Here is a 14,741-nt window from a genome sequence, read left to right as displayed (position 1 = left end):
TAAAAGAAAAATCCTACCCGATAGGATTTGCTAGAATATCACTAAAACAACATTTAAATCAACATAAACTAAAATTTTAAATTAATACATTATGGAACCTTACATTGGGGAAATTAGAATGTTCGCGGGCACTTACGCCCCACAAGGATGGCTTACTTGCGATGGGCAATTATTATCCATCAATAGATACTCTGCCTTGTTTTCATTAATTGGCACAAGCTATGGTGGCGACGGAATGCAAAACTTTGCGTTACCAAACTTTGTTAGCCGTGCGCCAGTTCATGCCGCTTACAGCGACCCACGCGGGCTAACGCCTTACATCATAGGTCAACCAGCGGGCCAAGAGAAAGTTACTTTAAGCCAAGGACAAATGCCAGCACATAACCACTTAGTAAATACAGTAAGTATCGGTGGGAAACAATGGTCTCCGACAGGTGGCCTATTGGCTGGCTCAGGTTTCGTGTCTGACGGAACCGAAGTAAATAGCTATTCTGGAAATGATAGTGATGGCACTTTAAGTCCTAAAGCTATTGCACCTGCCGGCGGTAATCAGCCTGTAAATATCACTCCTCCAATACTTGCCGTAACTTTCATCATAGCACTTGAAGGTGTTTGGCCTCCACGCCCCTAAGAGATAAACAATCCCATTGAGCAATATAGTTAATTCACCAAATCAGTTTAGAACAAAATAGGTGAATCAACATACTTGTATTCCTTCTTGGCATACAAGTTTTTTACGATTTAAGAACAGGACAAAACGACTTTAAAACAGCGGCCTTACCGACCGAAAATTAAGATTAACGCGTACATCATGAAAAAACTTTTACTTAATTCTTATTCTTTAACAGCACCAAGGTTTGCAGCTGCAATGAATAATTTATTCACTTGCAAAAACCAGCGTTTAGTCCTGTTCACATTGTTGCTTACCATAGGGCTTGTTCAGCAAAGCATCGCGCAAACGATGTACTATTTAGGCAGTGACGGTTCAATTTCTAATAATACTAATGATGGCATTTTCAAGGTAAATCAAGATGGAACCGGGTTAACCAGGCTTTGTAATGGGGTTTCTGCCCCACAGGATATGGCCTTAGATATCCCTAACAATAGGGCATTTGTTTCCAGTTTTACACCATCACCAAATGTTACGGCCACAGCTAATGGTATATACAAAATTGACCTTACTTCTGGTGCAGCAACACTCTTAGTTTCCACTAATAATAATTTTAGGGCGGCAAACTTAGTTTACGACCCTGTAAACGATTATTTATATTATACCACTAACGATGGTAATGGCGCCACAACTGTTGCTGCTGATGGAATAAGTCGTATAAAAAGCAACGGTACTGGCAATACGGTATTAGCCAGTAGCATTAGCCCTACACCAACTTTTTTTGGAATAGATATTCCTAACAATAAGATATATATCTTTGAGTCGGTAGTAACCGCTCCAAAGTTAATGACTTATAATTTGAGTGGCAATTCTGCCACATTGGCAAGTTCATTCGTTATGCCCCGTTTAAATGGGATGGACTACGATCCTATAAATAATTGGATTTATTACACCACAGACAATGGCACAACAGATTTAACAACAGATGATGCACTTTGGAAAATGCGCCCTAATGGCACAAGCCAAACAAAAATAATTAGCAGCCTTACAGCTAACCCCAATATTGTAACCGTAGAACGTACACGTAACATTGCCTTTGTTTGGAATTCTACCGCAGGCGACCGGAGAATAGTTAAAGTCGACATAGCCACAGGTACACAAAGTGCTTTCCCTATTAGCCCAGGTTTCAACATCAGCAATCAGGTAGCTGCAATTGTTATACCTGCAGCTTCCAAGATAGCTACATTAGCTAACTTTACCATTAGTTCGGGTACTTTATCACCTTCATTTGGCTCGGGTACTACAACTTATACAGCCTCAGTGGCTAATAGTGTAACTTCTATCACAGTTACACCAACTAAAACTGATAATTTTGCCAGCATAAAAGTTAATGGCACAACCGTAACATCCGGTAGTGCATCGGGCAACATAGCCTTAAACATTGGCGATAATGTGATCAACACTGTTGTTACTGCCGAAGATGGGCTTACCACTAAAACATATACTTTAACTGTAAACCGACCTAAAGCGGCACAAACCATTACTTTCGGCACAATAGCAGCCAAAACATTTGGCAACGCAGATTTTGCAGCGGGCGCCAGCGCAAGTAGTGGTTTAACCGTAAGTTACACTAGCAGTAATACAAGTGTAGCTACAATTTCGGGCACCAACATCCACATTGTTGGCGCAGGCACTTCAACCATCACGGCTTCGCAATCAGGCGATGCCAGTTATTTAGCTGCTACTAGCGCTACACAAATTGTTACAGTAAATAAGGCTGCACAAACAATTACCTTTAACACTCTTACGGCTAAGGCGTACGGCAGTGCCGATTTTGTGCCGGGCGCATCTACAAGTAGTCTGCTAGCCGTAAGTTATACGAGCAGTAACACTGCTGTAGCAACTATAGTAAATAACCAAATTCACATTATAGCGCCTGGAAGCACAAATATTACCGCGTCTCAACCTGGCAACACTAATTACAATGCTGCAGCTGATGCTGTACAGGTTCTTACCGTAAATAAAGCAACCGTTACGGTTACGGCAGCCGCAAAAACGAAAGTTTACGGAAATACCGACCCAGCCTTTACCTATACCGCAACAGGTGTAATAGGCACTGATGCGCCTACTGGCGAGCTAAGTCGAGTAGATCCAACAACCAATAAGTTTGTTGGCAACTATGCGATTACCCAAGGAACCCTGTCTTATGGTAACAATTATAACATTACTTATGTAGGTGCAGACTTAACCATCACTAAAAGGCCGTATAGCATTAAGCCTGTAGGGGCAACTAAGGTGTACAGTGATGCCGATCCAAGTTTCATTAGCTTTAGCTCAGAAGGAACTACGCTTGCACCAGGCGATGCGACGACTGGTAATTTTGCCCGCGGCCCAGGCGAAAATGTGGGGGCTTACGCTACACTGATTGGCGCAAAAAGAGTTGTAAGTACCAGCACCTTTGCTGATGTGACCAGTAATTACAGCATCAACTTTGTATCTACCAACACATTTGTGATTACACCAAAATCAATTAATGTAACTGCTAACGCTGCAACTAAGGCCTTTGGCGATGCAGACCCGACATTTACTTACTCGATTCCAGCAGAAATTACCGATGCAACTTTTACAGGAAGTTTAAGCAGAGCTACTGGTGAAGAGATTGGCAGTTATGCCATCACCACAGGTAGTCTTCAAATTAACAGTAACTATACCTATAATTTAATTTCGGCAAACCTAAGCATTGGCCCTAAGACTTTAATAGTAACGCCAATTGCGGCTACGAAAGTATATGGCAATAATGACCCAACACCTACTTTTACTACTAACGTAGCTATTGTTGGAAATGCAACTTTTACAGGTGCTTTGACACGTGAAGAAGGCAAAAATATTGGCACCTATGCCTTCAATGGTTTAGGCACGGTAGCATTAGATAACCCGAGGTATACGCTAAGTTTCGCTACCGGCGGGGTGCTCACCATTACAAAAAGACCGCTTACCATAAGGCCTCAGCCCGCAACCAAATCTTATGGTAGCAACGACCCTGGCTATCCTTATCAATTTCTAAATGGAACTTCTGTTGCCCCAGGGGAAGGAATGACAGGACTTTTTGGCCGAGCCCCAGGAGAAGCGGTGGGCACCTATGCTTTAACTTTGGGAGCGAAATCGCCAGTTGACCTTAACATTAGCGTCCTTACGGCAAACAATTACGACATTACCTTTATCAGCGACAATTTAACCATTACGCCAAGACGGTTAGATATTACAGCAAACGACTTATCTAAATCATTTGGTGAAGCCGACCCTGCTTTGACTTATTCCGTTAACCAGACCTTAGTTGGAAGCGATGCAGCTACGGGTACCTTGGCAAGAACAGTTGGTGAAAACAGAGGCGGTTATCCTATCAATCAAGGTACCCTTTCCTTTGGCAACAACTATCAGGTCTTCTTTAACGGAGGTACATTTACCATCGGCAAGAAAACAATTGACGTGACGGCAAATGCTTTCAGTAAAACTTATGGCGCTGCTGACCCAACATTCACCTATACAGTTTCTTCATCACCAGTTGGTGAAAATTTCACTGGAACATTAAACAGAACAACAGGAGAAAACTTTGGCACCTACCCCATCTCAAAAGGTTCACTATCGTTAAGTGATAATTACATCATTAACTTTACAAGCGCAGATTTCTCTATCAACAAGGCATTACTAACTTACGTAGCCAATCCGGCATCAAGGCCTTTCAAAACTGCAGATCCAACCTTTTCAGGTACGGTTACAGGATTTGTGAATGGCGAAACATTAGCAACAGCCACCACTGGAACTTTAGCCTTCTCCACCCTCGCCACAAACGCTTCAGCAATTGGCAATTACGCCCTTATTGGATCTGGACTTTCTGCAACAAATTATAATTTTATCCAAGACCCAGCGAATCTTACAGCATTAAGCATTACTGCCTCAAATGACAATACACTTTCGGCAATTACTGCTTCAGTGGGTTCATTAACGCCTATATTTAGTTCTTCACAATTATACTACAATGTTTCCGTAACAAATGATGTGAAGGCCATTGACCTTTCGGCAACGCTGAATAGCGAGTTTGCACAGGCCACCTTAAATGGTACGTCCTACAGTTCAGGTAGCAGTAGGACCCTTCCATTAATTGGCGGATCGAATAATTTCCCTATCGCAGTAACCGCACAAGATGGAACGATTAAAACTTATTATGTTAACGTTTACCGCAGCCCTTCTACCAATAATGCCTTAAAAAGCATGAGCTTGAGCGGCGTTACCTTGGTACCTGCATTTGATAGCGGTATCACTGAGTATACTGCATCAGTGCCTTACAGCAAAACGGAAACCCAGGTTTATGGAGTTCCTGTAGACAGTACTGCGGTTGTAATGCCTAGTCAGGCTGAACCTATAACTGTACAGCTACCAGTTGGAGAAGGCTATGTCGGTGTGAGTTCAAAAGCAGAAAATGGCGACATTAGAAATTACCGTGTAACCATTATCCGTGCTGGTTCACCTGATGCAACTTTAGCTACTATCGGAAACGCTGAACTTACACTCAACACAACGTTTACCTCAAGCACCCATACTTACCACACCAGTGTGGCAGCAAACATAGAAAACATTAAATTTTGGCCAGAAGCTACCAATAGTGGCGCAGTTGTTAAAGTAAATGGTATGGATAGAAATCCTTATGACGGAAATCAGGTACAACTTAGCTTTGGAAACAACAATGTAACCATTTCAGTTACTTCCCAAGACGGTGCAACCACCATAAACTATATTATTAATGTAATTAGAAAAAGATATGCAGATGCAAATCTTGTTAACCTTAGAATCCCTAATCATGGAGAAATAAACGAGGAATTTAATGCCATGCGTTTCGATTACACCGGAAATGTTTCAGATTCTACCTATACCGGATTGTTATTGCAAATGTGGAGAAGTAATAATCTGGCTTCAGTAAAGGTGAATGCTGTGTCAGTTGCAGATCCAATGAACTATCTCATGCCTTTGCATGGTGGCGAAAATAAGTTCAAGATCGAGGTCACCTCACAAGACTCTACTGCAACCAATACTTATAACTTGGTGGTAACTAGAGCTGGCCAGGCACCGCCTTTACTCTCCCCTAATGCTTCGCTTTATTCAATGAGCATTTCATCTGGAAGTTTTTCTAAAAATTTCAACTTCGCATACGAGCAGCTTACGCCAGTAACAGTTGCCAATGCCACTTCCTCAATAAACTTGTTCCTTTACGCTCAACATGCCGGCGCAACGGCGAAGGTAAATGGCACAACCATTCCGGGTAGCAATCAAGAATACCTTTTATCAGGAATAAACTTGGCAGTAGGATCAAATCTGCTCAACATCGTTGTTTTGGCAGAAGACGGTGTTGCAACCAGAACTTATCCCTTAGAAGTGATCAGGTTGCCTTACGTAAATGTAGATTTAGCGTCCCTCACCATTAACAATGGCACTTATACCCCTTCATTTTCTCCAGAAATTACTAGCTATAACCTTACCGTTCGTAACAGTGTAACGCAGCTAACCATCACCCCAGTTGCCGCGGTAAATACCGCAACCATATCGATTGCCGGAGCGCTTGATGTGACGCCTCAAAACCCAACTGCAACTATCAACCTTAATGCTGCCGGGCCTCCTCAAGTAATCAGAATGACGGTTAGGGCAGCCGATGGCGTAACCACAAAAAGATATAACTTAAATGTAACCAGATTGGCACCTAGTGCAAAACTGGCAAACCTTGTCCTAAGCGCAGGTACCCTCAATCCAGTGTTTAGTCCAGATGGCGAGAACTTTACCACCACAGTGGCCTATGGTGTTGCAAGCATCACGCTTACACCTACGGCAGAAGATACAAATGCAATAATTAAAGTTAACGAAACAGTGATTACAAGTGGCAATGCCTCAAGTGCTATTACCCTTAATTCAAGTAGCACCGTAATTAATGTTCAAGTTACATCAGCAAATGGTAATACCAAAACTTATAGCATTACCATAAACAAACTGCCACCATCTAACAATGCGGCACTAAATAACTTTACACTTAGTCCTTCTGCAACTTTGTTGTTCGTAGCAAGCGGACCCGCATCGGTAAATTATGAAACATCGGTTAGCGCGTTAACTACAGCTGTTACCCTTAGCTCTAGAGCAATAGATGCTAATGCAACAATTCGAGTAAATGGAGTAATTGTAGCCTCAGGAGTAGCTTCCTCGCCAATAAATTTAAACCCTGGCACTACGCTCATAAATGTGCTGGTAACTGCTGAGGATGGGATAACAACTAAAACATACAGCATTAGCGTCCTAAAACAGGGGTCTAGCATTACTACTTTGAGCAATGTATCATTAAGCCCTAATGCGCAGTTGAAACTTGCTACAAGTGGGCCAGCATCATTAAATTATACCACTTCAGTAGCTCAATCAATAAATACTATTCAACTTACCCCTACTGCAACAGATCCAAACTCTACAATCCGAGTTAATGGCACAATTGTTACTTCTGGAATCGCCTCTGCCCCAATCACATTAAGCTCGGGAATAACAATAATCAATATTCTAGTGACCGCTGAGGATGGCATTTCAACAAGGACATATAGTATCTCAATAACAAAAGATGGGGCTACAAATGCCAACCTAAATAACCTTATCCTTAATCCTTACTCGCTACTTATCTTAGCAACAAATGGTCCAGCATCCATAAACTATAGTACATCTGTTAGTGCATCGGTATCTTCCATCACCCTTGCTGCTACAGCGGTAGATCCAAATGCTAAAATAAGGATTAATGGAACATTGGTTACAAATGGCCTAGCATCAGCACCCATTAACTTAACCACTGCGTCTACAGTAATCAATGTCTTAGTAACGGCAGAAGATGGCGTGAGTACAAAAACCTATAGCATCACCGTTAACAAAACGGGGTCAAGTAATGCATTACTAAACTTACTTAGGTTAAGCCCAGCCACACCACTTGCTCTTGCTACAAATGGACCCGCTTTAATAAATTATACCGCATCGGTAGCTAGCAATGTTTCAACAGTTACCCTTACACCAAGGGCAATTGATCCAACAGCCGTTATCAAGATAAATGGAACCATCGTAGCATCAGATGCGGCTTCGTCTCCCATATCAATTGGTGCAGGAAACACAGTGATCAATGTTTTGGTAACTGCAGAAGATGGTACTACCACAAAAACATATAGCATTACGGTTACCAAGCAAGGAAACACTACCAATCAATCTGCAACTAATGGGCTAACGCTAACCGAAATTAAACCTGTTACCCTCATCCCACAAGAGGTTTTAGTTCATCCAGCGCTCTCTCCAAATGGCGATGGTGTAAATGATGTACTAAAAATTGAGGGCATTGAGGCCTATCCAGAGAATAAACTGACTATTTTAAATAGGGCTGGTGTAATCATTTTCAATACCAATGGTTACAACAACAGTACAAAAGTTTTCGATGGCCATGCAAACAATGGCACCATGCAACTGCCAGGCACCTATTTTTACACTTTTGAGTATAAAGATGGTCAACAAACAAAACGTAAAACCGGCTATATCATCATTAAATATTAATGAAAAATCATCACTATTATCAAATAGCGCTCTCCGCATCTTTAAGCCTGTTGTTGTTTTTAACAACAGTTAAAATCCATGCCCAACAGCAGGCTTTTAGTTACAATCAATATGCAGACAACCTCATTACGCTTAACCCGGCCTATTCCTTGCTAGACAAGGCAGCCAGCATAAACGTACTGGGCCGTAGGCAGTTTATAGGAATAGAGGGTGCACCCGCAACCTTGTTGTTCAATGGCAGTTTGCCTATTCCCTCTATTAATGCCACAGTGGGTATAGCTGTGGTTAACGATCAGTTTGCTATAGAACGCTTAACTGAGGTAAATGTATTTTTTGCCAAAGCCATTACCCTAAACGAACAAACTAAGCTTGGTGTATCTCTTAATGCAGGCCTAAAAAACTATCGGGCAAACTACCAAAACTTAGATCCCAACGACCCAACCTTTGGCACCGACCTGCGAGAAACCCAACCTAACATTGGTTTTGGTATCATGCTGTACACAGACAAGTATTATGTTGGCATCTCTGTTCCACAGCTCAGTATCCAGAGCTTAGGAACCGCTTCCGTACAACAGGCCACCTATCTTCAAAATCATTATTACATGGCCGCTGCCTATATTTTTGGCCAGCAGGAAGACTTTGCCATTAAACCTGCGGCCTTGGCATCCTATACCAAAGACCTCCCTGTTAACCTTAACTTTTCTACCACCATCTATCTCAAGCAATTATTGGGCATAGGCGCAAACTACAATACCAACAAACAATTGGCCGCTATGTTATCCGTACATGGCAAAAAATTTAAAATCGGATATAGTTATGAGTTTGGTACCGGCACGACAAGCATACAGGGCTACAATAATGCAACAAGTGAACTATCTTTAACCTATAGGTTTGGAAATAAGATAAGTACAAAAATGCTCTAAACTTGTGTTAGCTCTTATTATTTTTTGGGTTTATATTCAATCTTCCTTTTTAACCCCATAAAATGAGGTTGATATAATTTACCTGAGAAATTCACAGAAGAACCATGTGTTATTGCCCACCGTGTGAAAGGTCAAAACCTAATATTTTATCTCCATACTGAATAACCGCTAACATCACCGCAGCATTTGCTTGTGCGCCAGAATGAGGTTGAACATTTACCCATGCTGCAGCGAAAAGTTTCTTTGCTCTTTCAATAGCCAAATTCTCAATTTCATCAACCTGACAACCCCCGTAATAGCGCTTTCCTGGCAAGCCTTCAGCGTATTTATTAGTTAATACTGAACCAGCCGCTTCCATTAGTTGCTATTTTATTAATACGATATGAATGCAAAGACATTAATTAAAAGATTTATAGATAAAAATGAGTTTAAACACAAATAGGCTCAGAAATAGAAATAAGACACTTTGAATTTCAAAGTGTAGATTTTTTGTTATAAATTTGAAATAATTCTTAATGAATTGTTAAAACAAAATACCGTAATTTGTAATTTATATTATTGCATGGAAGTTAAAACCGGACCTCTACTATCCACCATCAATTATCCTGCTGATTTAAAGCAGTATAACGAACAAGATTTAGAGCAAATATGCCAAGAGTTACGTCAATATATTATTGATGTTGTTAGCGTGAATGGAGGGCATTTTGGTGCTAGTTTAGGCGTTGTAGAGCTAACGGTAGCTTTGCATTATGCCTTAAACACACCTTATGACAAACTGGTTTGGGACGTTGGTCACCAAGCTTATGGGCATAAAATCTTAACCGGAAGAAGAAGTCAATTCCATACCAATAGAATTCTAAACGGCATAAGTGGCTTCCCTAAAATCAGCGAAAGTGAATATGATACTTTTGGGGTAGGCCACTCTTCAACCTCTATCTCTGCAGCTTTAGGGATGGCCGTAGCCTCACATTATAAAGGAGAAAAAGATAGACAACACGTAGCTGTAATTGGCGATGGCGCAATGACAGCGGGTTTGGCATTTGAGGGCTTAAATCACGCAGGCATAGAAAACTCTAACCTCCTAGTGGTTTTAAATGACAACTGTATGTCAATCGACCCTAATGTAGGCGCACTTAAAGAATATTTAACCAGTATCACAACTTCAAAATCATATAATCGCTTTCGCGATGATGTCTCTAATGTATTAACCAAATTATCGGAACTTGGTCCAAATGCACATAAATACGTTAAAAAGATAGAGAAAAGCATTAAGGGCACATTGCTAAAACAGAGCAATATGTTCGAGGCATTAAACTTTAGGTACTTTGGCCCTGTAGATGGCCATGATGTTAAACGTTTAGCAAGTATCATTAAAGACCTAAAAGATATCCCTGGCCCTAAGTTGTTGCATTGCGTAACGGTAAAAGGTAAAGGTTTCGCATTGGCAGAAAAAGACCAAACCAAATGGCATGCTCCTGGTTTGTTTGATAAAATTACTGGTGAAATTAAAAAATCAGTTCCAGATAAACCTCAGCCACCAAAATATCAAGATGTATTTGGACATACGCTGGTAGAACTAGCCGAAGCAAATGCAAAAATTGTAGGCATTACACCCGCCATGCCCTCAGGCTCATCAATGAATATCATGATGAAGGCCATGCCAGAACGTGCATTTGATGTGGGTATTGCCGAACAACATGCGGTAACCTTTTCGGCTGGGCTAGCTACACAAGGTTTAGTGCCTTTTTGTAATATCTACTCAAGTTTTATGCAAAGAGCTTATGATCAGGTTATCCATGATGTGGCCATACAAAACTTAAATGTTGTTTTTTGTTTAGATAGAGCTGGTTTAGCAGGTGCCGATGGCGCAACACACCATGGTGCTTATGATTTGGCTTACATGCGTTGTATACCCAACATGGTGATTGCTTCTCCAATGAATGAAGAAGAATTGCGTAATTTAATGTTTACTGCCCAACAAGAAAACATAGGCCCATTTACTATCCGTTATCCTCGTGGTAATGGAGTAATGCCCGATTGGAAAAGACCTTTTAAAACACTAGAAATTGGCAAAGGGCGTAAAATAGCCGACGGAGAAGATGTAGCTATGCTATCAATTGGCCATATCGGTAATTTTGCCGTTGATGCTTGTAAGGAACTAAATAGTGAAGGAATTCATCCCGCTCATTACGATTTAAGATTTGTTAAACCTCTTGATGCTACAATGTTGCATGAAGTGTTTAATCGCTATAAAAACATCATCACCATAGAAGATGGTTGTTTACAAGGTGGTATGGGAAGTGCTATTATAGAGTTCATGGCCGACCATAACTATCAAGCGAATGTGGTTAGATTAGGCATTCCTGATGAGTTTATAGAACACGGAGAACAACCAGAACTTTGGGCAATATGTGGTTATGACACCAACGCGATTATTTCTGCCGTAAAAAAACTAGCCGTTAGTCGTACCACTAAAACAATGGCATCTTAAAAAGAGATATGGTCATCGGATGAATAGAAGGCTACATGCAATTTTCATCCCATGACAATACCACCAACGCTAATATTTATCAATTGGAAAAGAACTCAAAAATATACATCGCTGGGCATAGGGGAATGGTTGGCTCTGCCATTTACCGTAAACTGCAAAAAGAAGATTTCACTAACATCATTACCAAAACCTCTAGTGAACTAGACTTAAGAAACCAACAAGCTGTTGCCGATTTTTTTTCAACTGAGCAACCAGACTATGTATTTTTAGCAGCTGCTAAAGTTGGTGGTATTGTAGCAAACAATACCTACCGAGCAGATTTTCTTTATGAAAACCTAGCTATCCAAAATAACGTTATCCACCAATCTTATCTTACTGGTGTTAAAAAATTAATGTTCTTAGGCTCTAGTTGCATTTACCCAAAACTAGCCCCACAACCATTAAAAGAAGAATATTTATTAACTGGCTTATTGGAAGAAACCAATGAACCCTATGCCATGGCAAAAATTGCAGGCATCAAAATGTGCGATGCCTATAGGGCACAATATGGCTGTAATTTTATCTCTGTCATGCCAACCAATCTTTATGGCTATAACGATAATTACCACCCACAAAACTCACATGTTTTACCTGCTTTGATTCGTAGATTTGATGAAGCCAAAAAAAGCAATGCAAGTGAAGTAGTAATTTGGGGATCCGGAACACCCATGCGTGAATTTCTCTTTGCAGATGATTTAGCAGCCGCTTGTTATTTCCTCATGCAAACCTATAACGAACCACATTTAATTAACATTGGTACCGGCGAAGACCTAACCATTAAAGAGCTAGCATTAACAATTGCTGCAGTTGTAGGTTATAAGGGAGAGTTAAATTTTGATAGTACTAAACCTGATGGCACTCCACGTAAATTAATGGACGTATCTAAACTTCATAATTTAGGCTGGAAACATCAAATTGAATTAAAAGAAGGTCTAAAGCTAGCTTACCAGGATTACCTAAGCAAAATTTAGTCTGCTCCCTTCCTTGGTTGGTGGCTCACCAACCATTTGCTAGTTAATGGAACTATTTGTTATTGCAATTCTTGGTTGATGGGCCACCAACCAAGGGATAAAGCGTCCCACGCTACTACGCGAACGTCATACCCCTGCCTGTCCGGCAGGCAGGCAACTTGTCCCGATAGCTATCGGGAGGGCATCTTAATGCGATCGCAAGGCTCGCTATCCTTCCCTATTGCTTTAGGACTTTTGTTTGCTAGGAAATGAAGTAGCTGAGCGAGGTTAGTTATGCTCAACTTTACTGCTCTGAAGGAGTACCCTTCCGTCCTTGGTTGGTGAGCCACCAACCAAGGGATAAACTAGAGAAGGCCTGACGTAAATCGACAATGCTCACCTTGTCCCGATAGTTATAGGGAGGAAATCTTGATATAATGAAAAAGGTTTGTGTTTCCTGCAACAAACAGTAGTTAAGGCAAGTATACAACTCCACAACTCACCACCTCCACAACTAAACCCCAACCCTAAAAATCCTGATAAATATTTCTAAAGCTACTTCTCAATCCAAAAGTAACCATGGTCGTTTTATCAGTAGATAAGTTATTCTTTTCTTGCCTAAATATGGCCCCAGCTTCAAACCTCAGGTTATACTTAGGGTTAATGATATAAGAAACCCTCCCGTCTAAATAAGCAAAGTTTGTTTTTAAGCCTCCAGCAGTTTTATAGCCATTTTGCCTAACACGTGTAATATAAGACTCATTAATATCTTTCCCTACATTTTCACCGTTATTTAAACCATAAGTGGCATAATTAGCTTGTGCAGAAAAAGCCCATTTATTAATTTGATAATTCCAGATGGTTAAAAATTCTCTAAAGTTAGCACCCATTGGATGTGCCAGCGCTTCGGCATAATGCCCATAATTAAGTAAAGAGCTTCTCTGGGTATACGTAAATGGACGGGCAGTATTAAACTCTGCTAAATAATTTAAGCCAGGCACTTTAAAAGCATCAAAACCTTTTACACCTAATTGATAGGCAAATTTATTAGCCCAATACCCCTTACCTGCAAAAACTTCCTTCGCTGTAAACTCATCTGCTACAGCTTGCCCATATACGGTTAAATTCTTAAGTACTTTATACTTTCCAGTAAAACCTAATAATGCATTATCAGGAGAACCATTAATACCCTCTACTGTTCTTAAAAAGATAATGGGATTAAGGTAAGACGCATCAAATCCTCGTTTACCACTAGCGTCGGCATCTTGCCAAATAATGGCATCAAAAAAACCAACAGAAAGTCGATTGTTAACATTCCAATCTAAATAATGAAAAGCGCCCCATTTTTTCCTGAAACCATTATCGTATGAAAGTTGTGGTGATAATGGGTCTTGAAATTGCGACCACATGGCCATGTATTTTACATTACCTAAGGTAGCGGTTAACTTAAGAAAGGGATAGGGTGAAGATACGTCTGATAATAACATGGAGCGATAACCATCTCCAATAAAATTTTTATCTTGTCCTAAGGTAATAGTAAGGTATTTATTAACGTTGTAATTTAAAACTGCTGTAGCATAAGCCCAATCTTTAGTAGTTTTTTCAATACCAAATTTATCATTTGCCATCCCCGGGATTACGCCCTTGCTATTCACGTAATTGGTTAAATAATTATTAAATCGAGCTTGGTTCTCAAAACCACTACTATAAAAACTAAATTTCTCTCCAATATTACCTCCAACCTGATAACCCCTGGTATTCAAGAAAGTGTTGATTTTATGCTCCGAATCCCTACCGATTTGTAGGTCTGATAAAAAGTCGATGTAAAAACTATAATCTTCTTTGTTTATTTCAACCAAGTGTTCATTAAATAACTTACGCCCAACCCAAGTACTTCGTTCTCTTATTCCAACACTAAGTAGCGAATCTAGTTTTTTAGTAAGTAGGCTATCATCGGCTATTACAGGCTTAAAAGAGGTATGAAATCTAGTGTCTAAGCTGTATAAATCTCTATTTAATTTTTGATATTGATAATAGCTATAAGGTATAATCTGTTGGGCACTTAAAGTTGAGGCGGCAAAAATTAAAAGGATACTTAGTAATCTTATTTTCATAAAGGG

At 40.4% G+C, this 14,741-nt stretch carries 6 protein-coding genes and 1 pseudogene; 5 read left to right on the top strand and 2 right to left on the bottom strand.

The window, feature by feature from the left end; all coding sequences use genetic code 11:
• Window positions 1-91 precede the first annotated feature (91 nt).
• The 3 genes from EZ428_RS05480 to EZ428_RS05470 all read left to right on the top strand — a co-directional run bounded on the left by EZ428_RS05480 (window position 92) and on the right by EZ428_RS05470 (window position 9,141).
• Window positions 92-631, top strand: a complete 540-nt coding sequence (locus tag EZ428_RS05480) for a phage tail protein (RefSeq protein ID WP_205945605.1) — start codon at window positions 92-94, stop codon at window positions 629-631.
• A 180-nt stretch (window positions 632-811) separates the two neighbouring features.
• Window positions 812-8,218: a cadherin-like beta sandwich domain-containing protein gene (locus EZ428_RS05475; protein WP_131552090.1), complete on the top strand. Its 7,407-nt coding sequence runs from the start codon at window positions 812-814 to the stop codon at window positions 8,216-8,218.
• Window positions 8,218-9,141 (top strand): PorP/SprF family type IX secretion system membrane protein, encoded by a 924-nt coding sequence (locus tag EZ428_RS05470; protein ID WP_131552089.1) that lies wholly within the window; start codon window positions 8,218-8,220, stop codon window positions 9,139-9,141. Before EZ428_RS05475 ends, EZ428_RS05470 begins: the two co-directional genes overlap by 1 nt.
• 29 nt (window positions 9,142-9,170) lie before the next feature.
• On the opposite strand, the pseudogene glyA reads toward EZ428_RS05470, so the two are convergent.
• A pseudogene (glyA, locus tag EZ428_RS05465) lies at window positions 9,171-9,505 on the bottom strand (serine hydroxymethyltransferase); the annotation flags it as partial.
• Between the two features lie 198 nt (window positions 9,506-9,703).
• Here glyA and dxs point away from each other — a divergent pair.
• Together dxs and fcl are read left to right on the top strand one after the other, a co-directional pair.
• A complete protein-coding gene (gene dxs / locus EZ428_RS05460; RefSeq protein WP_131552088.1) occupies window positions 9,704-11,632 on the top strand; it encodes a 1-deoxy-D-xylulose-5-phosphate synthase in 1,929 nt (642 codons plus the stop codon).
• 83 nt (window positions 11,633-11,715) lie between these two features.
• Window positions 11,716-12,642: a GDP-L-fucose synthase gene (gene fcl, locus EZ428_RS05455; protein WP_225871016.1), complete on the top strand. Its 927-nt coding sequence runs from the start codon at window positions 11,716-11,718 to the stop codon at window positions 12,640-12,642.
• Window positions 12,643-13,148: 506 nt separating this feature from the next.
• On the opposite strand, the gene EZ428_RS05450 is transcribed toward fcl, so the two are convergent.
• Window positions 13,149-14,735: a gliding motility protein RemB gene (locus EZ428_RS05450; protein ID WP_131552086.1), complete on the bottom strand. Its 1,587-nt coding sequence runs from the start codon at window positions 14,733-14,735 to the stop codon at window positions 13,149-13,151.
• Window positions 14,736-14,741 lie beyond the last annotated feature (6 nt).

This window comes from Pedobacter frigiditerrae (assembly GCF_004331645.1).
Classification (GTDB): domain Bacteria; phylum Bacteroidota; class Bacteroidia; order Sphingobacteriales; family Sphingobacteriaceae; genus Pedobacter; species Pedobacter frigiditerrae.
The sequence above is the reverse complement of the archived record's forward strand: the minus strand, read 5'-3'. Positions and strand labels throughout refer to the sequence as shown.